Below are 22,734 nucleotides of genomic sequence, written 5' to 3' on the forward strand. Positions count from 1 at the left end.
GTGTCCACCCCCTCCGTCCCGCGCCCCGAGTACCCGCGTCCGCAGTTCGTGCGCCGCGACTGGCTCAACCTCAACGGCGCCTGGCAGTTCGAGACCGACCGAGGGGACAGCGGCCTGGAACGCGGTCTCCTCGACAGGGAACTGCGGGGCGAGATCCTCGTACCCTTCCCGCCCGAGTCCGAACTGTCGGGCATCGGCGACACCGACTTCCTGCACGCCGTCTGGTACCGGCGGACCCTGCCCCTGCCCGCCGAGTGGGCCGGGCGGCGGGTACTGCTGCACTTCGGTGCCGTCGACCACGACACCACGGTCTGGGTGAACGGTGCGGAGGTCGCCCGGCACCGCGGCGGCTTCACCCCGTTCACCGCCGACCTCGGCGACCTCGCCGGCACCGGCGAGGAGGTCGTCGTCACCGTCCGCGCCCGGGACGCCAGGTCCGGCCCGCAGGCCCGCGGCAAGCAGGCGGTCCGGTACGCCAACCACGACTGCAACTACACCCGGGTGACCGGCATCTGGCAGACCGTGTGGCTGGAGCCCGTCCCCGAGACCCATCTGCGGCGCCCCCGGATCACCCCGGACCTGGCCGGCAGCGCCTTCCATCTGGAACTGCCGCTGTCCGGCAACCGGCCCGGCCACCGGGTCCGGGCCGTGCTGAGCGACGGCGACGGAGAGGTGAGCCGCGCCGAGGCGCGCGCCGACCTGGACCTCGCCCCGCGCCTGTACCTGCCGGTGCCCGAGGACCGGCGTCGCGAGTGGGGACCGGACGACCCTCACCTGTACGGCCTGCGGCTCGAACTCCTCGACACGGAGGGGGAGATCGTCGACAGCGCCGAGAGCTACGCGGGTCTGCGCTCCGTGGCCCTGCGCGGCAAGGCCGTCCTCCTCAACGGACGGCCCGTCTTCCAGCGGCTCGTCCTCGACCAGGGCTGGTACCCGGACGGCCTGATGACCGCGCCGACCGACGAGGCGCTGGTCCGCGACATCGAACTGGCCATGGCGGCCGGCTTCAACGGCGCCCGGCTGCACCAGAAGGTCTTCGAGGAGCGGTTCCTCCACCACGCCGACCGCCTCGGCTACCTGGTGTGGGGCGAGTTCGGCGACTGGGGCTGCGAGACCGGCGGCTCCTCGGGCGACAACCAGAAGCCCGACGCCTCCTATGTCGCCCAGTGGCTGGAGGCCCTGGAACGGGACTACTCCCACCCCTCGATCATCGGCTGGTGCCCGCTGAACGAGACGTACCAGAAGCTGCACGACCGGATCACCCAGCTCGACGACGTCACCCGCGCGATGTTCCTCGCCACCAAGGCCATGGACACCACCCGGCCGGTGATCGACGCCTCCGGCTACGCCCACCGGGTCGCGGAGACCGACATCTACGACGCCCACAACTACGAGCAGGACCCGGCCTCCTTCCGGCAGCTGATGTCCGGCCTGGCCAAGGACGAGCCGTTCGTCAACGCCTACGAGAACGGCGCCCCTTACTCACTGCCCTACGCGGGACAGCCGTATTTCGTCAGCGAGTTCGGCGGCATCTGGTGGGACCCCGAGGCTGCCTCCGAGCTGTCGGGCGAGGACCGTGAGCAGTCCTGGGGCTACGGCGAACGGGTCCGGGACGAGGAGGAGTTCCACGCCCGGTTCGGCGGTCTCACCGAGGTGCTGCTGAGCGATCCGCACATGTTCGGCTACTGCTACACGCAGTTGACCGACGTGTTCCAGGAGCAGAACGGCATCTACCGCTTCGACCGCGGCACCAAGCTCGACGTGGCACGGGTGCGTGCCGCGCAGCTGCGGCCGGCGGCCATCGAGGAGCAGGCGTGAGGGAGGGCGGGGCCCGCGGTGCCGACCGCGGGCCCCGCCCGGCTCAGGCACGCACCAGCCGCCAGATCTGCGGCTGGAGGCCGTTGCAGGTCCACTGCTGGACGTTGGCGCCGGCCGTCCGCGACCCCTGGGCCACGTCCAGGCACTGGCCGCTGGAGCGGACGACGAGGCGGTAGTAGCCCCGGCCGACGCTCTCCAGCCGCCAATCCTGGGCGGCGGCCCCGTTGCAGTACCACTGGCGCACGTTGGCGCCGGCCGTGGCGGAACCGTTCTCCACGTCCAGGCAGTGGCCGCTGTGGTGACCGGTGAGCGTGAAGCGGCTGTCACCGCGGGCGGTGAGGGTGAAGTCCTGCGGGCCGAGGCCGTTGCACGTCCACTGCTGCACGTTGCCACCCGCCGCCCGTGAGTCGGCGGCCACGTCGAGGCACTGCCCGCTGTTGGCGTTGACCAGGCGGTAGACCGTGCCGTCGACGATCCCGGAGGCGTCACCGGTTCCGGTCACGGAGCCGGTGGCGTAGTACGGCTTGCAGACCGTGCCGTCGAAGTCGGTGGCGATCTGCAGGACCGTACGGCCGTCGGCCGAGGGCAGCAGCGGGGAGCTGTAGTTCTGGCAGTAGTTGATCTGCGGGTCGGGCACGTTCACCGGTGCCTCGATCTCGTACCACGGCCCGCTGCCGTTCTCGGTGTTGGCGAGGATCGTCCGGCCGCTCTCGGCGGCGACGCTGCCGTCCTTCTCGAGCAGGCGCTGCCCGATCAGCAGCAGCCGTCCGTTGGCGCCGCCGTTGGGGTCCGGTGCCCAGGCGATGGTCGGGGTGGCGCGGAAGTACTTGCCGTCGACCGTCTCGGGGCGGATGCCGAGGTCGGTGACGCTTCCCCAGTTCCAGCCGTCGGCGGAGGTGCGGTAGTGCACCACGCACTGGTACTGCCCGCCGGGAGTGCAGATCTCGTAGCTCATGAAATAGGTGCCGTCGGGGAGCTTGCGCACGACCGGCATGCCGGGCCGGTCGGTCTGCAGGGAGCTGGCGACGGTGTCGTGGCGTCCCTGCCAGGTGACGCCGTCGTAGCTGCGTACGGCGACGAGTTTCTGGCTGTGCGCGGCGTCCGTCTCATCGGAATAGTGGCAGACCAGGGCGCCGTCCGAGGCGATGGAGAACTCCGGTTCCCACAGGCCGCCGGTGCCGGTGGCGACGGCGCACGCGGAGAGGTAGGACCAGGTACGGCCCACGTCGTTGCTGCGCCAGATCCGCAGCGCCATGCGACGGTCGGGCTCGTCCTGGCCGGCCGAGGAGGCCCAGAGCAGGGTGCCGGCCGGCAACGCGCCGACCTGCCGGGGAAGTTCGAACAGAGTGGTGCAGCAAAGTCCCTGGCCGGACGCGGACTCGGGGTCGGAGACCCGGCCGACCTCGTGGAAGGTCGCGCCGTTGTCGGTGCTCTCGTGGATGGCGCCGATGCCGTTGTTGCCGTCGAAGGTGACGACACTGGCCAGGACCCGGCCGTTGTCGGCGCCGTTGTGGGCGAGCCGGACGGCACGCGGGTACAGGCCCGTGCCGTCGCGCAGCGGGGTGCCGGTGGCCGCGGGGGAGACGGCGTCCGTCGTGGACGGGGCGGTGGACGCGGGGGCGGCCGCGACGGCTGGTGCGGCGAGCACCGTGCTCAGTACCGCGGCCAGGACCGGCAGTACGGCACGGGGGCGGTGGCGTCTGAGGGCGTGGAACAGTCGGAACATCAACACGTTCCCCTTTCCTTCGAGCTTCGCAGAGCTCCCCGGGAGGCGAGATCCGCGTCAGGTTAGAGCCGGATGTACATCGATGTAAACCGGTGTGCGTACGCAAGAGCGTCGGGCCGTCGCCGCTTCCGTCCGAGCCCGCTGCAGCCCCAACCGCATGAGCGTCATCGCCGCCGCCGTCCTCACCCTGGAGAGGCAACGCTGAAAACGCTCAGCAATTCCCTTGCCCTCCCGGTGGATTCTCACGGACGCTCGGCCCGTATGTGCATCAGAGGAGGACATGACGCGTGAGCAGGAGTGAGCTCGACCGGCGGCTCGTGACGGCGGTCCGGGCGGGGGACGACGAAGCGGTACGGACGCTGCTGGACGAGGGCCCCGACCCGGACGCGATGAGCACCGACGGGCTTCCGGTGCTGTGCGCGGCCGTCGCGGCGTACGACGCCGCCGTCGCCGACGCCCTGGTCGAAGGCGGGGCGGACCCCGACCGGATACTGCCGGACGGGACCACGCCGCTGTGGCGGGCCGTCGACGGCGGCTCTCCGGCCGTCGTCACGGCCGTCCTCGGCGAAGAGCCCCGGCTGCGCCTGTCGCAGGACGCGCGCGAACGGTTGCTCGCCCTGGCCCGGACCTGGTACGAGACGGGCGCGGTCGAGGAGTTGCGGCGCCGGACGGGCGCGCCGGGACCGGCCGAGACGGTCCGCGTACGGGACGCCCCGGACGCGCACGACTGGGTCGACCAGGTCTCGCTCGGCGGCCTCACCGTGCGGGCCGGGCACGCCGGCGTCCTGACCGCGCTGGAGTGGGCGTTCCGGATCCTGACGCCCGTCGACGAGCTGATCACCCGCGCCCTCGACCGCTCGGACGAGGAGCACGCGACCTGGTGGGAGGTCACCTGGGTCCTCCTCGAACGCCGCAGCTTCGAGACCTGGTCGGCCGTGGTGGCCCACCGCCACCACCCCGACCCGGCGCACCGCCGCTTCGTGGTGGACTACCTGCGGACCCGGGGCATCGTCGTGTACGACTCCCCCTACGCGGAGCGGGAGGGCGACTTCCTGGCCGCCTGGGCGGCGGAGGAGACGGACACCGAGATGCTCGTGAAGGTGCTCGACGCCTTCGCCGGGTACGAGCACCCCGGCCTGGAGGCCGCCGGACTGCGGTACGCCGGTCACCCCGACACCCGGGTCCGCCGGCAGGTGCCCGCGCTCTTCTTCCCCGGCGAGGGCGCTTCCCTGACGCCCCTGGTCAGGGAAGCGCTGCTCACCCTCACCGGCGACCCGGACGCCGCAGTGCGGCTGAACGCCTGCCAGGTGGCCGTGGGCGACGACGATCTCCTCCCCCACGCCGTGCGGGCGCTGCTTGTGCTGGCAGAGGGCCCGGACGCCGGACTGCGGAGCGAGGCCGCGCGGCTCCTGGCCTCCTGCCGGGACCGTACGCCCGCTGTCGCCGACGCCCTGGTCGCGCTGCTCGACGAGGACGATCAGGTCACGCGCCTGGAGGCCGCCTACGGCCTCGCCCTGCGCGACGACCCGCGCACCGCGGAGGCCATCGAGCGGGTCGGGCCTCTCGGCAGCGACTTTGTGAACGACCATCGAGACAGCGCCCTGCAGCGGTGGAGGTGGAACAGGGAGCACCCGGCCTCCGCCTGACGGTGTCCTCGGCGTCGAGCAGTCGCCAGGCGGAGAGAGCGACGCCGGCGCAGCCCGCCGGCTCAGGGCTGCAGCTCCTTCCGTCGCCCCGACCAGAACTCGAACCGCACGGGATCGCGCACGTTGTCGTCGAGGACCGCGCGGTAGACGTCGAAACTCCTGACGGTCACGCCGTACTCCGGACGGTCGGCCCGAGCCCGCTTGATCTCGATGACGGCCGCGCGGACCTCATCCGTCGGACGCGGACGCAAGGTGGTCAGGTGCGCGGTCGACGGCCGGCGTTCGGGCTGGTCGAGGAACCAGACGTCGAGGTTCCGGAACGCCGACCCGGCCTCCCGCGCCTACCACGGCAAGCAACGAGCCCGCGGCAAGACCCACACCCAGGCCTTCCTCCGCCTCGCCCGCCAACGCATCAGCGTCCTGTTCGCCATGCTCCGCGACGGCACCTTCTACGAATCCCGCACTCCCGAAGACATCGAACTCGCCGCATGACCCCGGCAAGCCGAACCATCCCAAACCCAACCTGGGCGCCTTGACGAAAGACATAGAGGCACCCCCCAGGTGGGCGAGGGTGAGCAGGGCCTGGTGGCCGGCGGCCAGGCGCCGCCATCGGCAACCGATCGCGCGGCGGTGCCGCCACAACTGCTGTGCGAGGAAGCGGAGTTCTCACCGCCGGCGAACATCTGCACCGGCTGGGACAGCAGCTCGGCCTCATCCGGGTAGCGCCCGAGGTGAGCGGCCAGGGCATCCGAGATGGCGGCATCGCTGATCGCCACGGGCCACCTCCGCTCCGTCCCAGGAGCGAAGCTCCCGGTCGCCAACGGATCGGATACGGGCAGCGAGCACACGCACAGACAGCTCCAGCGAAACTCCGTGGCATACGGGAAGGCTCGCACTCCACAAGTCGGGAGCAAGCGAGTGCGGACCAACGCACCCATCCGGACGTGCGAGCACCCTCATCGGCGATTCGGCCAACCACCCAAGTTCGCAAACCCGTTGCGAGAACTGGATCCATGCATCCTCCACGCGCCGCTACCCGCTCTACCGCGGGATTCCAGGACCGACTGAAACACATGTGTTCGAAACCGCGGTGACGTCGTTGGACACACCGAGACCACCATCACGTCTACGAGGAGGAACACATTGACGCAAGACGAACCAGGCAGCGGCAAGACCGTCAGCCCACCGGAGGGCGGCGCCCCGGCCAGTGTCTCGGCTGCCGAGCAGGAGCTGTACGGCGGCCGGCTGCGCTACGACCAGTCATTCGTCCGCCACGAAGGGCCGCTGACCCGGCTGAAGTTCGGGCACATGGCGGCTGCGCTCCCGCGGATGGTGGGCATGGTGCTGCACACCGGCTGGGGGACGGACCGGCGTGCGCTGACCGGGGTCGTGGCGGCCCAGCTCGGACAGGGGATGACGGCTGGCTGGGGGCTGGTGGCGGTCAACAGCGTTCTCACCCAGCTGTTCGCCGACGGTCCGACCGCGGACAAGCTCCGCGAGGCGCTGCCGTCGCTGGTGGTGCTCGCGGTCGCGGCGGTGGCGACCGCGGTGCTGTCGGCGTGGTCGACGGCGATGTCGGGCCGGCTGGAGCCGCAGGTGGAGCGGGCGGTCTCCGCCCGGTACTACACGGCCGTCACCCACGTCGAGGTGGAGGCGACGGAGCGGCCGGAGGTCCAGCGGGTCCTGGAGGCGGGGAAGTTCGGCACGGACTCGGCCCGCAGCATGCTGCGGCTGTCGGTGGGCGTGGGCAACGTGGTGATCGGCATGGCGGCGGCCGCGATCGTGCTGGCGGCGCTGCACTGGACCTTGCTGCCGATGCTGCTGGCCATCGCTCTGCCCAAGGGGTGGGGCGCGGTCCGCTCCGCGCGCCGTGATTACCTCTCCCGTCTGAACTGGGTCGATCACCGCCGTGCGATCGCCTCGCTGCTGGCGTACCTGACCCGTCCGCACGCCGCCGGGGAGATCCGCGTGCACGCCGCCGGCACGAAGCTGTTGTCCAGCTACGAGGAGATGTCCAGGCAGACGGAGGCGGAGCAGCGGCGCCTTGCCCGGGCGCAGGCGTCCACGGATCTGGTCGCCGGCGGCTTCGCGGGGCTCGCGTCGCTGGCCTGCTACGGCGTGCTGTGGTGGCTCCTGGCCTCCGGTGGGCTGCCGCTCGCCGTCGGCGGCACGGCGGTGATCGCCATCCGCACCTCGACGGCACGTCTGACGTCGCTGGTGCAGCAGGTCAACCGCTTGTACGAGGAGCTGCTGTTCCTCACCGACACCGAGGACGCCATCAAGGTGGCGGGTGAGAACGCCATCCCGTCCTCCGGTACGCCGCTGCCCGCGCCGACTCTGGAGGTGCGGACGGAGGCGGTGTCGTTCACCTACCCGGGCGCCGAGAGTCCTTCGCTGAAGGGCGTGAGCGTGCGGGTGCCCCGGGGGAAGGTGACGGCCCTGGTGGGGGCGAACGGCTCGGGAAAGACTACGCTCACGAAGGTGCTGGCCGGGCTGCTGCTGCCCTCCGAAGGGAACGTGTGGTGGGTGGGTGAGTCGGGCGAGCGGGTCGAGCTCCGCGAGGCGGACCGCGCCCAGGTCTTCAGCGCCGTAGGGCTGTTGGCGCAGGACTTCCCGCGCTGGGAGATGACGGCCGCCGCGAACGTGGCCATCGGCGCCGGCGACCGGCCCCGGGACATGGACCGCGTCCGCAAAGCCGCCAGGGAGGCGGGTGTACTCGACCTGATCGAGGGCCTGCCGCACGGCTGGGACTCCATCGTGTTCAAGGGCTACGAGCGAGGTGTCCAGCTCTCGGGCGGACAGTGGCAGAAATTGGGGTCCGCTCGAACCCGGTACCGGCAGGCGCCGTTCCTGCTGGTCGACGAGCCCACCAGCGCCCTTGACCCCCATGCGGAAATCGCCTCGTTCCAGGGGCTGTGGTCCCTGGCCGAGGAGGGACACGCGGTCGTGCTCGTCACCCACCGGCTCGCCGCGACCATGAACGCCGACCACATCTACGTCCTCGACCAGGGACGCGTCGTCGAGGACGGCACCCACGACGAGCTCATGGCCCGCGCGGGCGGCCTGTACCAGGGCATGTTCACCGCCCAGGCCGCCCAGTACGGGCTCACGCCCGCGGCCGACGCGGTTCCCGGCCCCCGCGTCACCCAGCCGTCCGACCACGAGACGGCGAGCTGACCCACCAGCGCGGCCTCCACAGCCCCGCCCCCCTACGTCGAAGGCGAAACGACGCTCATGCCGCCCAGCTCCTCCTCGATCCGCAAGACCATCGACGCGTACCTCGGCCGCCACCCTGACGAGCGTGACGCCCTCGCCGCGCTGCTCGCCGCGTTGCAGCGGCCCGGGCACGGACCCGATCGACTGGCGTCTCCTCGACGGCTCCCACCCCGACGACCGTCAGGAGTGGCTCGATCTGTTCCACAGCGACGAGTCGATCCTGCTCCAGCACGACGGCGAGCCCCTCGACGCCCTCCCCCGCGGGCCGGTGAGCGGCGGGCACATGACGTCCGTGTCCACCTACACCCCGCCACGGTCGAAGCCCTCCAGGCCATGGAACTCGGACCCGGGCAGCGCTGTCTCGAGCCCGGCCCCGGTCCCGGAGTCTCCCTCGCCCTCGCCGCGGAGATCACCGGCCCCGGGCTCGTCGTCGGCGTCGAGCGGGACCGGCACATGGCCGCCTTCGCCCGCCGGAACCTCGACCGGCTCGGCCTGGACGCGACGGTCGTCGAGGGCGACGCGCTCGAAGGGCACGAAGCACGGGCGCCGTACGACCGGACCCACTCCGGCATCGCTTCCGGCAGCGGTGTTCCTCACGTCCCGGCGCCGTGGGTGGAGCAGCTCGCGCCGGGCGGCCGGCTGCTCACGACACTCGCGACCCGCACGCCGAGCTGGCCCGGGCAACTCCTCGTCACCCGCACCCCGGCCGGCACGGTCGAGGCGGTCCTGCGGGGCCGGTCGCGCGGGTACCGGTCCACCGCGGTGGGAGGCCGGTCCCTGCACGGCGCCGTCCACCCGCCCGAGCAGCAGCACCGGATCCTCCGCCATATCGGGCAGCTCGCGGCGGCCATCCACACCAGCGCCCCGCCGCAGCCGGCCAGCGGCACGCTGCCCGTGGGAAAGCAGCCGCCCCTGGCCGGTCCCGGCTCGTCGACGCTCCCCTCGACGAAGCCATCGGCCGCCTCGTCGCCCACATCCGGGACTTCCGGCCCGACATCGTCGTCACCCACGACGCCCTCGGCCAGTCGACCGGTCACCCCGACCACGTACGCACCCACCAGATCACCCTGCTCGCCGTCGAAGCCGCCGGCTTCGCCCACCTGTATCCCGAAGCGGGCCCGCCGTGGCAGCCGGCCGCGCTGTACGCGGCCGCGCACCCCGAGTCCGGCGTCGGCCTGCTCCGCCCGCTGCTCGAAGGGGTGGGAAAGAGGGTGCTCGCGGTCCCGGACTCCTATGTGCCCACCAGCGTCGACGTCACCCCCCTGGGCCGACGTGAAGTGGCGGGCGGTCCTCGCGCACCGTGGTGAGGTCGCACGCGAGCGGCCCCTGCCCGGCGTCCTCGCCCGCCTGCCCGAAGCCGACCGCATCGCCGCCGGCGTGCCCTTCGACACCGTCGCCGCGGCCCTGTCCGAGGCGCGGATGGCCACCGGCGGACGCATGGCCGTCACCACGCGCACCGACGGTGTCACCGTCATCAACGATGCATTCAACGCCTCCTCCGCGTCCGTCCTGGCCGCCCTCGAGCCCTGACCGAAGTGGGGCGCGGTCGTCGACGGATCGCGGTCCTGGGCGAGATGGCCGAGCTCGGCGGCGCCTCTGTCGAGTGGCATCGGCGCGTCGCTGACGCCTCCGCCCGCGTCGGCCTCGCCCACCTCCTTGTCGTCGGCACCGGAGAGGGCGCCGACGTCCTGGTCGGTTCGTACTGCCTGACCCTCATCAGCCGCGGCGTCTGGGAGCTCGGTTACTGGGCGGTCAAGGAGCAGCGCGGACGCGGATACTCGGTGGAGGCCGCTCGGGCCCTGTGCGACTGGGGCTGGGCCACGCTCGACGTGCACCGCATCGAGTGGTGGGCCATGGCCGGGAACACCGGCTCGCGTGCCGTCGCCGAGAAACTCGGCTTCACCGTCGAAGGGACACTGCGCAATCGCGGCATCGCCAACGACGGCAAGCCGCACGACTGGTGGGTGGGCGGACTGCTGAGACCCTGAGTTCGGGCCGGTGTTTCGCCGGCTGCGTTTTACGACTTGGTCCGCGATTGAGGTCTGGGCGTGCTGACCTGGCGGGTCGGCTGGTGGTTGACCAGCAGGTGGCCTGCCGGGCGAGCATGGGCTCGGTGCTCGGCTTGCGGCGGGTCGGTCGGCGAGCCGAACGGTCCGAAACCGATGAAGTGATCGCCTGGTGGGTCGCTGCGTAGTCCTCGCGTGGGCCGGTGCAGCGCTGGAGCTGGTGCCACTGCCGCAATTCGGTGTTGGCGTGCTCGGCGCAGATCCGCCGCGAGGACTGCCGTCTGCGCGTCTCCCGCCAGGCGTACTGCTCGCCGACCGGAACGAACACCCGAGGCCCTTCGTCCGGACGAAGACCGCCGACGGCGTGTGAGACCACCACGCAGACCGGGCCGGGAAGGGCCGGGCCGTTCGCGAGCCGTCGGCGCTGGCAGCCGGTCAGCCGGTCAGCCGGTCAGCCGGTCAGCCGGTCAGCCGATGATGGCGACCGGGGCGTCCCAGGCGTTGCGGTCGACGGTGATGGTGTGGCCGCCGCGCGTCTCCTTGCTGTTGGCCTTGTACTGGTGGCCGCGGCTGTGGTCGGTGTACAGCTTCGGGTCCCAGGGCCAGTCCTTGGTGGTGGTCTCCTGGCCGTTCCACAGGGCATACCAGAGGTTGCCCGGCAGGTCGGTGCGGTTCTTGGCGGTGGCGATCGCCTTGGCGCTGGAGCTGCTGAAGCCGTAGAGGCCGGCGCGGTAGGTCTTGGCGCGCAGGGTCTTGGTGAAGGAGCGCACGTAGGTGAGGGTGGCGTCGTTGCACGCCTTGTCGGCGATGTCGTACGACTCCATGTTGAGGTAGATCGGGCTGCCGGCCTTCATGCCGAGGGCCGAGGCCTTGGCGATCGCGTCGTTGGCGTTGGCGGCCCCGACCGAGGCCGCGGTGGCCGCGGTGAACCTCTCCTTGTTCCGGCTCTTCTGACAGGGCGGCTGGGCGCCGACGTACAGGGGGATGACCCGCCACCCGAGGGTGTCGACCGACTTCACCCAGGGCTTGGTGAGGTTGGGCTGGGCGCAGCCGCGGTTCTTGCCGCCGATGTAGACGGCGACGCCACCGTAGTAGGCGTCCTTCTTCCACGCCTTCATCGCGGTGAGCGAAGGTGCCGTGCAGGCGTCGAACGCCCGGCCGGTGTAGGTCTTCTGCGCCGGCCACGCCGTAGCGGCCATCGAGGTCTGCGCCACGATCCCGGCGCCGGCCACGACGACGACGCCTGTCGTCGCCAGGGCGATGTAACGGCCTTTTCTGGACAGCCGGTGCTTCGGCATTTCCCCACCCCATACACGATCGGGCTCCGGTTACTCGGAACTCGCACAGCTTATACAGGCACGGCGGAACCAGAGTGACCGGCCAACATTCTCCTTGCTCCGGTGGTTGCCCTTGTCGGCCGGCGGCGTCGAACGAGCCGGGAACGGAAACAGCGCTGAGGGGCGTCCAGGTAAGTGGCCGTGGAGCGGGCCGCGGTGGTCGGCGCGCACCTGGGCGGGCATGCGTCGTAGCGGTCGGCGTGGAGGATGCCCTGACGGCGACGTGGTAGCCGGCGTCCAGGGCATAGCGTGCCGTCAGGTCGGTCGGAGCGACGAGGAAGCGCCGTAGTGCCCCGGTCCGAGAGCGGCGCGCCGGGGCCAGGGGTTACGTGGGGTTACCAGGCCGGTTTCGTAGGCGAGGGACGCGGGTCGGGCGCGGAAGCCACTGCGGATGAACTGCTGGTCGTCAGCCAGCAGGACACGGATCTCGACGCCCCGTTCGTGGGAAGTTCGGCCTGGGCAGTGAAGCCGCCCGCGCTGCGCGGCTCGGTCCGCAGTCGGCTGCCCAGGACCGTGACGCGTTCGCGCCTGACGAGCAGCCCAAGGCCGGACGTCGACGCAGGGCGCGGAGTGGCCTTTCCGTCGTCGTCGACGCGGCTGTCGATCGCGGCGTCGTCCATGTCCAGCAGGCCCGCCGTGCGGAGGTCCCGCCGGCGGTCGGCCTGGGTACCGCCGACGCCGCGGCGTGCGAGGAGGGGAAGCAGCGGGGCAACACGTTCCCACAAATCGTCAGGCACAAGATCTTCCGACGCCTGAAGAACTCTGCCGCTCGCCGAGCCCACTGCCAAGCCACTGCGTCAAGCTCGTTCCGAAATGATCAGTAGGCGCTCGAAAGAGGACGTGCGTCAGGTGCCAGGGCGAGCACGCCACGCACTCTGGAGCGCCGACTGCACGTCTTCCCCGAGAACGAGGTGCGTCGTCCTGCCCGGCAGGGTGGGCAGCTCAGCCCAGTGAGTCACCGTGTCATCGTCGGCGAGACCGTAGGGCAAACGGACGATGCCATCGGAGTCGACGAAGCAGTCCCTGTGTTCCGTCCCGTCCTCACTCCAGTGCCGAGTCGTGAAGTACATCGGCCTTACCAGCCAGAATGCCTCCCCCGACGCGTTGCCGGACTCAGCGGTGTCGGCCGGGAACCGGCCTGTGATCGCCGCTGCCACCGGTGCACCGGCCGGCGGCAGTTTCTCGCGTGCGTCGACCCAGGTCACCTGGGTGTTCAGATTCGTCATCCCTCTCCTCGGTCAAGGTTCGGAGCCCGTTTCCCGCCCTTGCGCCCGTACATCGGCAAGACCGTTGCACCGATCTCGGTATCCGGTAGGACTGCCCAGCGCTTGTGCAGGTTGCGTAAGCCGGAACGAACACGGACCAGGCCCTCTCGGCTGCCGGCCCTTCCTCGCAGACCGTCGCGTCCACCACCGGCCGGCAGCGCGCCGGCGTCGGCCGGGGCGCGACGACCGCCTTCGTCACGAACGCGCCGTAGGAGGCGTACCCGGCGCAGGAGTGAACGGTCATCCGTGCCGGCGGTGTCTCGATCTCGTAGGTGACGAGGCAGCGATACGCGATCGGCAGTGCGAAGAGGAAGAGGACGAACCCGAGCACGCGGTGTTTCCGCCGCACGAGCGCGCGGCCGTCGGCACGGGGACGACGACGGCCGCACCGGCCCGGTGAGCGGCGGCGCCCGCACGGCTCAGCGCCCCGGCGACCGCGTCATGCACCAGGTGAGCGGGCCGCCGTCGGGCAGCGGGACCTCGGCGGTGACGGTGAAGCCGAGGCGTTCGTAGAACCGGACGTTGCGCGCGTCGGAGGTCTCCAGGAAGGCCGGGGTACCCGCCGCCTCGGCCGCCTCCAGCCCCGGCCGCAGCACCGCTCCGCCGCGTCCCCGCCCCTGGGCGTCCGGATCCACCCCGACAGTGGCCAGGAACCACACCGGGTGCGTAGGGCGATGGGGCGCGAGAGCCGCCTCCGCGGCCTCGTACGCCGCGGCGCGGTCACCTGCCAGCTCCGGGAGCAGGGAGCCGATCTCGGCGAAGGCCGGAGAGGGGTCCTGTTCGGGAGTCGTCCAGGCGGCCACCGCGAGACGGTCGTCGGTGACCCAGGAACGGCCGTAGCGCAGCGCAACGCGTGCCAGGAACAGTTCCTGCAGACGGCGGACGCGCCGCTCGCGGTCGTCGGCGGCGACGACGTGCCGGGTGAACGGATAGTCCGCGAAGGCGCGGGTGAGCACCTCCACGCACGCGGGTACGTCGTCGTGCGTGGTGGGCCTCGCTGACGGGGTGGTGACGGACATGGTCTGCTCCGGTTCCGGACGGGTACGGGGCGGGGGGTGTCCGCCGGTCAGGCGGGCATGGGCGCGGGGCCGCGCAGGCCGTTCCAGAGCCTGCGTTCGTCCGTCGCGGGATCGTCGAGCACGACGGGCGCGCCGTCGCCCAGGCGCATGACGGACCGGCGTCCGCCGTACGCGGGCCAGTGCGGCAGGCCGTCGGCGAGCGCGTCGGCGGGCTTTCCCGTGCGGGCGAAGGAGAGCCAGGCCCCGCGCATCAGGTCGGAGAGTTCCCGCGGGGCGCCGGGGCCGGTGAGCGGGGAGGCGAGGTTGCCGAAGACGTGACCGACCTCCGCCATGTGGCAGGCGCCGAGGGCCCCGTCGAGCGCGGGGGAAGGGTGGGCGAACTCGTACACGAAGGTGTCCGCTCCGTGTGCGGCGCGGCACTCGGCCACCCGTAGCGCGGGAACACGGTAGGCGTGGTCGTTCATGGCCGCGGACAGCAGGTCGCCCGGGGTCGCGCCGGGGTGCTTCGCGGCGTAGACCGCGCGGGCCTGCGCGGGGTCGAGGCCGAGTCCGGCGAGGAACCCGGTCAACACCTCGTCCGTGATCCTCGGCCCCATCCCCAACGGGACGAGGAAGAGCCGGAATTCGTCGCTGGTGGTACCGGTGAGCAGGTCGATGTCGCGGCCCGCTCCACCGGCGATCGCATCGATGGGGCGCTGCGGCAGGGTGGTTCCGTCCACGACGGGCAGCACGGTGGTGCCGCCGCCCGCCGACTCGCCCCACTGCCCGGGATCGGTGGCCCGCGCGATCTCCTGGCCCAGTGCTGCGTTGGCGGCGACGAGCCGCTCGGGCGGTACGGCGGCCAGGCCCTCGCGTGTCGGCTCCGCCCCGGCGAGGGCGGCCAGCCGCTCGGTGACGCGGCGGGCGACGTCCTCGGGGTGGCTGTGGTGACCGGCTCCGCTCTGCGTGACCGCCCGCCGGAACAGCCCCCTGGCCCGCGGCATGGCCATGAGCGTGGTGATGCTGATGGCACCGGCGGACTGGCCGAAGACGGTGACGTTGTCCGGGTCGCCGCCGAACTGGCCGATGTTGTCGCGCACCCATTCCAGCGCGGCGATCTGGTCCAGCAGACCGAGGTTCGCGGTGCCGTCGGGGAGCAGCAGGAAGCCCTCCGCGCCGAGCCGGTAGTTGAGGGTGACGCAGACGGCGCCGTCCGTGGCGAGCCGTGTGCCGTCGTAGGAGGGCAGTGAACCGGAGCCGTTGCGGAACGCGCCGCCGTGGATCCACACCATGACCGGAAGCCGTCCTCCGGTGCGTCCCGGGGCCGGCGTCCACACGTTGAGGTTCAGACAGTCCTCACCCGTGTTCGCCGCCTCTTCCAGCAGGGCGGCCATCGCCGGGTGATAACCGGGCTGCGGCGCGGCGGGCCCGGGGGTGAACGCGTCGCGTACCCCGTCCCAGGGCTGCGGCGGCCGGGGCGGCCTCAGGCGCCGTGGACCGAACGGCGGGGCCGCGTAGGGGATCCCCAGGAACGCCGCCACCTCGCCCTTCCACTGTCCGCGGATCCTGCCTGCCGGGGTGGGAACGGTGACGTGCATGGGGCCTCGCAATCTGTGATCTTGCCCGGTCATCCTCTCCGGACGTTCGGGCGACGGACAAGCCGTTTTCCGACCGGTCGGCCCGAATGCGGCGTGGTCAGGCCGTCACGAGGCTCCAGTAGGGCTTGGTCGTCTTCACTCGCGGATGGCGTGTCCCTTTGCTCATGGGTGCCGTTGTGGTGGTGTGGCGCCTGGGGAGCCGGCCGTATTCCATCGTCTGCGCCCTCGAGCCCGGCCGCAGCTCGTGGACCGCACCGCTGGACGCGCTTCGGCCGGCACCCGGGGACGACGCCGCCACGGTCACCGCCGGGCAGCTGCGCGAGCTGGTCGAGCGATTGATCACGGCAGGCCAGTGGCAGGCCGGCGACCCGGACGTCCTCGTCATCGCGGACGCCGGCTACGACGCACCCCCTCTGGCCTTCCTCCTGCGGGATCTGCCCGTGCAGGTGTCGGCCCGGATGCGTTCGGACCGTGTCCTGCGCGGGGCCGTCCCGCCCCGCCTGCCGGGCACGATGGGACGCCCGCCCCGGCACGGTGGCGAGTTCGGCTTCGGCCAGCCCGGCACCTGGGGCACCCCGGGCACCGAGACCGTCACCGACACCCGGCTCCACGGCACCGCCCTGGCCCGCTCCTGGGACCGGCTGCATCCCAAGCTGACCCACCGCCCCTCCTGGGCCGCAGCCGACGGAACCCTCCCCATCGTCGAGGGAACGGTGATCCGCCTGGACATCGACCACCTGCCCAGCGGAGCCACCCCCAAGCCGGTCCGGCTGTGGTGGTCGGGCACCGACGCCACTCCCGCGGACACCGCCCGTCTCCGGCGGTCCTACCTGCGCCGTTTCGACATCGAGCACACCTTCCGCCTCTTCAAGCAGACCCTGGGCTGGACCTGCCCGAAGATCCGCACCCCCGAGGCAGCCGACCGATGGACCTGGCTGATCATCGCCGCCTACACCCAGCTGCGGCTTGCCCGGCCCCTGGCGGCCGACCGGCGCCGGCCCCGGGAGAAACCCAGCCCGCCGGACAGACTCACCCCCGCCCGCGTCCGCCGCGACTTCCGGCACATCCGCCCAACCACCACCTGCCCGGCCCAGGCACCGAAACCCTCCCGACCCGGCCCCGGACGGCCACCGGGCCAAAAGAACACCCGGCCCACATCCCGCCACGCCGTGCACCCGCCCCGCACAACACCGGCAGCGAAACAGCGAACGAAGAAGTCGACCACCCCACGTCCCCGCCGCACAGGTGTAAGGACCAAGCCAGGTGACGGCGAGTTCGCAGTCGTGTCGCAGAGCGCGCCCGTCACCGACTCATGACCCGCCGTGGTCGTCGGTCTCGCGTTCGAGCGCCTCGCTGCGGAAGCCGGTGGCCTCGTCGGCGTGGCCGTCGTCGACGGCGGCCCTGGCCGCCAGGCCGAGCGTGCTTGCCGGTCAGCGCGTCCGGGGCATCCGGGGACGGTGCCGAGATCGACGCCGCGTGGATCGCCACTCCGTCATCGGGCTCCGAGCCGCTGCTCGGTATCCGGCCCGGCCTGCCCGGACGGCCGCCCATCGTCCACTCCGCGCGCGACTGGCTGACGAAGCTCCAGCTGGTCGCCGACGGCTTCGGTGTGACGACGGCGCCGTCCCGGCTCTCCCCGGTGGTGCCGCCCGGGGTGAGCCTGCTGCGCGTCGACGGCGCACCCCCGAGGTCCGCCGGGGGCTCGTGGCACGCCTCTCCGGCCGTCCCGCCCCGGCGATCACGGCCGTCACCCGAGCGATCCCTTCGACCGCCTGAACCGCCACCGAAGCCGCGCACGATCGCGTGTCCCCCAGTACGGCCGGCCGGGACCGGGCGGCGCCCTCCACCGGCTGGGGCGGGAGACGGTGCGCGGCGCCCGCCGGTTCGTGCGCAGCCGGACGGGCCCGGGCCCGTATCGCCGCCCGGACGCTGGAGGTACGGGGCCGGCTGCGCCGCTCCTGACGCCACGCGCCGGGCATCGGCCGGCGGTACGCGATGACTCCCCCGCCGCGGCGTCCGGCGGCCGGTTGTGCGCCGGTACGCCGCGGCGGGAGCGCTCGCGCTCAGCCGACGGGCGGCATGTCCGTGGGCGTGGAGTCGAGGCCGGCCCTGCGCTCACGCCAGGCACCCCGGGTGAAGTCCGGGATCTCCACCGGACGACCGCCCTTGGCCAGCGACGTGACGCTCAGGGGGACGGGTGAGCACCAGGCTGCCGAGTCGTAGACGTCGATGTCCGGCACCAGCCCGACCCGCATCAGCTGGACGGTGCGCCACTGCAGGACGTAGTCCATGCCGCCGTGGCCGCCGTTGTTCGCGGCGTCGTCGCCGACCTTCTGCCACAGCCAGTGGTCGTATTCCTTGCGGTAGGTCTCGAAGTCGCGCCAGCTGTGGCCGCTGTGGTCCGGTTCCACGTAGATGCGGGCACCGGTCGGGGCGGGTCCCGCGTAGTCCTCGACGATCCCCCGGCTGCCGGCCAGGGTGTTGATCCTGCTGTACGGGCGGGGCGAGCTCACGTCGTGCTCCGCGCGGATCGTCCTGCCCTTCGCCGTCTCGATCATGCAGGTGATCAGGTCACCGTTGATGTACGTCTCTTTCCAGGAGGGGTGGTCCCGGGGGACGAAGCGTGCACGGTAGTCGGCCAGCCCCTTCGGGGCGGTCGCGGTGGCGCGCAGGGTGGTCATGCGGTCGCCGCGGTTCACGTCCATGGCCGCCGCGATCGGGGCGAGCCCGTGCATCGGATAGAAGGAGGCGGTGCTGCGGGTGTGCCACAGCCGCCGCCAGGAGTCGGTGTAGTAGGTGTCGGAGAAGAGGAGTTCGCGCAGGTCGTGGAGGTAGCCGCCGTGGCCGTTGGTGATGTCTCCGAACAGGCCGTCGTGCGCGGCCCTGAGCATGGCCAGTTCGTTGCGGCCGTAGTTGCAGTTCTCGGAGAGCCACAGGTGTCTGCGGGTGCGTTCCGAGGTGTCGACGAGGTCCCACAACTGGCGCAGTTCCGTCGCGATGGGCAGCTCCACCTGGACGTGCTTGCCGCTGAGCAGCGCCGCGCGGCCCTGCTCGTAGTGGAACTCCCAGGGCGTGGCGATGTACACCAGGTCGATGTCGTCCCGCTTGAGCATCCGGGCGTAGGAGTCGGCGGAGCCGCCGTACTCGGCGGGGCGCGGGTGGCCCTTGCTCTCCAGGCGGTCGGCGGCGCGCCGGGCGCGGTCGGCGCGGATGTCGCAGACGGCGGTCACGGTGCAGCCGGGTACGGCCGCCCAGCCCGTGATCATGCCGCCGCCCCGGTTTCCGAGGCCGATGACGCCGACGCGGACGGTTCTGTGGGCGTCGAACGGGACCCCGATCATCGACTTCTGGCCGGGCCTGCGGCGTGGCGCCTGCTCGTCCGCCGCCGACGCGGCCGAGGCGGACGCGGCCGGGGCGGACGCGGTCATCCCGACCGCGAGTGCGCCGGTGGCGACGGCGCCGCCCAGAAGCAGTCGACGTGAGACAGCGGGAGTTTCGGACATGACGGCAACACTCCTCGTGGGGCGGGCGGCATCACGGGCGGGGCTGTCGAACACTTTCGGGGCACGACTCTGCGACGTCAGCGGTTACATGTCAATAAGCGCTCGATGCACAGCAGTTCCGAGCATTTCCACGCACCGCGGCGCCGTCACATACTGTCCTGCACGACTCCGTGCGTCGAGAGCGGGACGGGATCCCCGTTCGTGAAGTCACCCGGCGGAATACCCGGACGGTGGCCCTCGGGCGAGGACGGGGCCGGTCACGCCGGTCCGGGGTGAGCCGGGAGACGACGCGGTGGAGGCCGCCGCGGTGGAACGACAACACGAGGCCGGGCATCGGCACAGGTCGGTGACCGGGCGTCGCGCCAAGAGCTCGTGATTCATGGAGCCGTTCCTGCCGTAGGAGGTGCTGATCGTGTCGCTCTCGCTTCCCTTCTGATGCCCGAAGCCTCCGTCGGTCTGCTGGGCGGCGGGTCCCAGGGAAAGGATCCGCTCGTTCACGCCGCGGAGGAGGAAAGAAGGCGTCCGGAATGAGGTTCGACGGTGAGGTACACCCGAGAAGGGGTGTACAGACGGCTTTTGCTCCAACCGGGCGGAAAGGAACCGTCCGGGAGCCGGCTGTCCGCCAGGGAGCGAAGGGCCGACCGGATGATGCCGCGGTGCGGGCCGTCTTGTGTCCCGAGCGCGTTGACGGCCGCGGCGGTCGCGCACGCCCCGGAAGGAGCGCCCGCGTCGTAGACGGGGAATCCTCCGTCGGCGCCGCGCACGGCGAGCAGGACATCCAGACCACGCCGGATCGCGTCGTGGTAGGTGTGGGGGTCGAGCTGGTGCAGGAATCCGAGGGCGGCGGTGGTGCAGTCCGTATCGGTCGGCTGCGCGCGGTCGGTGTACGACCGGCCGCCGTTCGGTGCCGGACCTGCGCGAGGTGCCGGCCGATGCGGTGCCGGACAGGGCGCGGCGCACCGGCGGCGTGGAGAGCGAGTCCCGCGGTGACCGTGGACCAGGTGCCGGTGACGAATGGTATGCCGCCGTCGTCACGCTGGTGCGTGAGGGCGGTGGCCAGGCCCTCGTCGACCGTGGCGTGCGTGCCGGGCACATCTGCCAGGGCATGCAGGACCAGCGGATGGATGAAGAGGTTCCCCTCCCACACGGTGCCCTGCCGCTGGCCGGCTGCCAGCAGGGCGAGGTCGTCGGCGCCCGGCGGAGCTCTGCCGACGGCCCGGCCGAGGACGGCCTTGACCGCGGTGACCTGTCCGGCGGTCCACGGGTGCGGTGCTTTCATGGCGGTAGCGTCCGGGTACCGAGGGAGTGCGGCGGGGTCTGCGCCGAGGATGGTGAACACAGCGTGAAACAGGGCCTGTTTGCGGGCCCCGGCGAACTCCGGCACCTGGGCCGATCCCTGCGAGGACCTCGCGCCTCACCGGCGCGTTGTCCGGTCGCGGAACGGTGCCGGCCAGGGCCGCCTCCAGAGGGTCGCCGCAGTGCCGATGGCGCTCCAGGCAACGCATGACGCGGAAGCGAGCGGCTTGATGACGCTGCCCGCGCCGTGTCACGAGCGCCAGGGTGAGGGCGGACTCGATGACCCGGCTGCGGCAGGCGTCCCGAACGGTGCCGTCGGCTCCGACCCGGTTCGGCAACGGGGCGCCGACGGCTGGGGGCTCCCATGGCCGGCGGACCGTCGAGTCCGGCGGGGCGGCAGAATGGTCAGCCGTCGGATCCCGAGAGAGGACGGACACCATCGTTCGACAGCAACTGAGGCGCACAACCCTGGCATGCCTCACCACAGCGGCTCTGATGACCGCGGCGGCCTGTGCTCCCGCGGATCTCGGCCCGCTCCCCCCGCGCTTTTCAGGTCCCCCTCTGCCCGCGGACACAGCCGTGTCGGAGATCAGGTCGGCACTGGCGGCGGAAGGCATCGAGGTGAAGAGGGAACCACCGAACACCCTGGGCAGGTGCTACGAACGGCTCTCGGGACAGCACGCTCCGGAGACGGTGAATGCCGCACTGAAAGCCGCCTTCGCACGGGCCCGTTCCGAGTACGGCTGGCAGACAGGCCCCGACACGGGCACCCCGGCGCTCACCCTCGCCAAGGGCAATTGGACCGTCATAGCCGCCCGCCCCGTCACACCGGCCCAGGGCCTGCAGACACCCGTCCTCCTGTCGCTGACATGCCTGGATGGAGGTACCTCCTCCTCCGGAGTTCCCGAGGGATCGGCCACCGACCCGGCACTCAGCGGACCGCGCGACCGGCCGGCCACCGCCGGCGTACCCGATCAGGAGTATCCGCCTGCTTGAGGACGCGGGGCATAGGGCTGGGGTGCCGGTTTTCCGGTGTCCTCCCACTGCGGCGGATCATGCGTCAGGACAAGTCGGTGGCAGATCGAGGTGCCGATCGGGCAGGGTGGCCGGATGCATGAGTCTCCCTTGCCCGGAGGTTTCGTCAATGTGGTCGTTCGTGTCGGGGACACCGTGCGTCGTCCGGTCTCGGCCCGCTCGAGGTTCGTGGGTGAGCTGCTGAGGTTGTTCGAGGCCAGCGGCTGGAACGGCGCTCCGCGGTATCTCTGTGTGGACGACGACGGCCGTGAAGTACTCAGTTACATCGAGGGACATGTGGCGTGGGAACCGCGACAACCTGCCGCGGTGTCGGCCGACGAGAGCCTGGTGGCGGTCGCCCGGCTGGTGCGTGAGTTTCACGACCTGACGGCCGGCACCCCACTGGCCGGTGACCAGGAGGTCGTGTGTCACAACGACCTGTCGCCCAAGAACACGGTCTATCAGCTGTACGGGGGCGAACTCCGGCCAACTGCCTTCATCGACTGGGACCTTGCTGCGCCGGGCGCGCGGGTCCACGACATCGCTCATGTGTGCTGGCAATACCTCGGTCTGGGGCCATCGGTCACCTGCGTCGAGGAGGCAGCACGGCGCATGAGGCTGATCGTGGACGCCTACGGGTTGTCGGACCGGCAGCGTCTTGTGTCCACGATCCTGTGGTGGCAGGACCGGTGTTGGCGGGGCATCGAGTCCCAGGCTGATGCGGGTGACGTCGCCATGGCCCGACTCCGTGACGCGGGGGTGGTGGGACACGTCCGGGCGGCCCGTCAGTGGGTTTCCGATCATCGGGACGCGTTGGAACGCTCAGTTCGGTGATCGCACGAGCAACGCCGTTACGCGTGCCGGTCCTTGAGAGGAACACCATGTCGTAGAAATCGGCCATGAACACGAACCCGGCCTCGCAGGGGATCACCGTCGTGCGGGGCCGCGGTCAGTGCCGCAGCCGGGTGCCCGCGGCGTGCGGGCGGGGCGTCGCCGCTGGGCTGGGAAGGAGCGGTGACATGAGGCAGGGCTCCAGGTGCGGACGGAAGGCGGACGGCCGGCGCCGGCGCGGGAGCCGGCCAGGCCGACGCCGTCGGTGATGCAGGGGGTCTGGCCCTTGGCGTGGGAGTGCCAGTTGGTGCGGGCGCCGGGGGCGAAGCGCACCAGGGCGGCGGCCAGGCGGGCGGGGTCGGTGGGCGCTAGTGCCGCGGCAGGTGACGTTCGCCCCGTCGCGACGCCCGGCACGCTCCCCCGGAGGGGGTGCCCCCACTCGCCGCACCGGACGCCGCTCCTCACCGGGCGAACGTCGCC

Annotated in this window: 12 protein-coding genes and 5 pseudogenes; 10 read left to right on the forward strand and 7 right to left on the reverse strand. The window is 71.7% G+C overall.

Annotated features, from left to right (window positions below; genetic code table 11):
- Nucleotides 1-1,818 carry a glycoside hydrolase family 2 protein gene (locus ACIRFH_RS28430; protein ID WP_403526701.1) on the forward strand — a complete coding sequence of 606 codons (1,818 nt, stop codon included), beginning with the start codon at nt 1-3 and terminating at the stop codon, nt 1,816-1,818.
- Nucleotides 1,819-1,861: 43 nt separating this feature from the next.
- Here ACIRFH_RS28430 and ACIRFH_RS28435 read toward each other — a convergent pair whose 3' ends face one another.
- A complete protein-coding gene (locus ACIRFH_RS28435; protein ID WP_403526743.1) occupies nt 1,862-3,544 on the reverse strand; it encodes an RICIN domain-containing protein in 1,683 nt (560 codons plus the stop codon).
- Nucleotides 3,545-3,831: 287 nt separating this feature from the next.
- Here ACIRFH_RS28435 and ACIRFH_RS28440 point away from each other — a divergent pair, with 287 nt between their 5' ends.
- The 6 genes and pseudogenes from ACIRFH_RS28440 (at nt 3,832) to ACIRFH_RS28465 (ending at nt 10,394) form a co-directional block, all read left to right on the forward strand.
- Complete coding sequence (locus ACIRFH_RS28440; RefSeq protein WP_403526704.1) at nt 3,832-5,190, forward strand: HEAT repeat domain-containing protein; 1,359 nt, start codon at nt 3,832-3,834, stop codon at nt 5,188-5,190.
- Nucleotides 5,191-5,511: 321 nt separating this feature from the next.
- Nucleotides 5,512-5,682 (forward strand): annotated as a pseudogene (locus ACIRFH_RS28445) (IS110 family transposase); the annotation flags it as partial.
- A gap of 651 nt (nt 5,683-6,333) precedes the next feature.
- Entirely contained in the window at nt 6,334-8,367 is a 2,034-nt protein-coding gene (locus ACIRFH_RS28450) for an ATP-binding cassette domain-containing protein (RefSeq protein WP_403526707.1), read from the forward strand.
- A gap of 372 nt (nt 8,368-8,739) precedes the next feature.
- A pseudogene (locus ACIRFH_RS28455) lies at nt 8,740-8,994 on the forward strand (methyltransferase domain-containing protein); the annotation flags it as partial.
- A 302-nt stretch (nt 8,995-9,296) separates the two neighbouring features.
- A pseudogene (locus ACIRFH_RS28460) lies at nt 9,297-9,936 on the forward strand (PIG-L family deacetylase); the annotation flags it as partial.
- A gap of 44 nt (nt 9,937-9,980) precedes the next feature.
- Nucleotides 9,981-10,394: a GNAT family N-acetyltransferase gene (locus ACIRFH_RS28465; RefSeq protein ID WP_403526710.1), complete on the forward strand. Its 414-nt coding sequence runs from the start codon at nt 9,981-9,983 to the stop codon at nt 10,392-10,394.
- Between the two features lie 485 nt (nt 10,395-10,879).
- Here the strand turns inward: ACIRFH_RS28465 and ACIRFH_RS28470 are convergent, their stop codons facing one another.
- From ACIRFH_RS28470 to ACIRFH_RS28490, 5 genes and pseudogenes are all read right to left on the reverse strand, one after another.
- Nucleotides 10,880-11,710, reverse strand: a complete 831-nt coding sequence (locus ACIRFH_RS28470; RefSeq protein WP_403526713.1) for a glycoside hydrolase domain-containing protein — start codon at nt 11,708-11,710, stop codon at nt 10,880-10,882.
- 884 nt (nt 11,711-12,594) lie between these two features.
- Entirely contained in the window at nt 12,595-12,975 is a 381-nt protein-coding gene (locus ACIRFH_RS28475) for an AQJ64_40280 family protein (RefSeq protein ID WP_403526716.1), read from the reverse strand.
- A pseudogene (locus ACIRFH_RS28480) lies at nt 12,863-13,381 on the reverse strand (DUF6529 family protein); the annotation flags it as partial. The gene ACIRFH_RS28475 and the pseudogene ACIRFH_RS28480, both read right to left, overlap by 113 nt.
- 52 nt (nt 13,382-13,433) lie before the next feature.
- A complete protein-coding gene (locus tag ACIRFH_RS28485; RefSeq protein ID WP_403526719.1) occupies nt 13,434-14,033 on the reverse strand; it encodes a GNAT family N-acetyltransferase in 600 nt (199 codons plus the stop codon).
- A gap of 47 nt (nt 14,034-14,080) precedes the next feature.
- Complete coding sequence (locus ACIRFH_RS28490; protein WP_403526722.1) at nt 14,081-15,610, reverse strand: carboxylesterase/lipase family protein; 1,530 nt, start codon at nt 15,608-15,610, stop codon at nt 14,081-14,083.
- Between the two features lie 203 nt (nt 15,611-15,813).
- Here ACIRFH_RS28490 and ACIRFH_RS28495 point away from each other — a divergent pair.
- A pseudogene (locus ACIRFH_RS28495) lies at nt 15,814-16,926 on the forward strand (transposase); the annotation flags it as partial.
- 747 nt (nt 16,927-17,673) lie between these two features.
- On the opposite strand, the gene ACIRFH_RS28500 reads toward ACIRFH_RS28495, so the two are convergent.
- Nucleotides 17,674-19,113: a Gfo/Idh/MocA family protein gene (locus ACIRFH_RS28500; protein ID WP_403526725.1), complete on the reverse strand. Its 1,440-nt coding sequence runs from the start codon at nt 19,111-19,113 to the stop codon at nt 17,674-17,676.
- Between the two features lie 1,875 nt (nt 19,114-20,988).
- Here ACIRFH_RS28500 and ACIRFH_RS28505 point away from each other — a divergent pair.
- Both ACIRFH_RS28505 and ACIRFH_RS28510 read left to right on the forward strand, forming a co-directional pair.
- A complete protein-coding gene (locus ACIRFH_RS28505; protein WP_403526728.1) occupies nt 20,989-21,405 on the forward strand; it encodes a hypothetical protein in 417 nt (138 codons plus the stop codon).
- 207 nt (nt 21,406-21,612) lie between these two features.
- Nucleotides 21,613-22,257 carry a phosphotransferase gene (locus ACIRFH_RS28510; protein ID WP_403526731.1) on the forward strand — a complete coding sequence of 215 codons (645 nt, stop codon included), beginning with the start codon at nt 21,613-21,615 and terminating at the stop codon, nt 22,255-22,257.
- Nucleotides 22,258-22,734 lie beyond the last annotated feature (477 nt).

The organism is Streptomyces sp. NPDC093586, from assembly GCF_044764905.1.
In the GTDB taxonomy this organism is placed as follows: domain Bacteria; phylum Actinomycetota; class Actinomycetes; order Streptomycetales; family Streptomycetaceae; genus Streptomyces.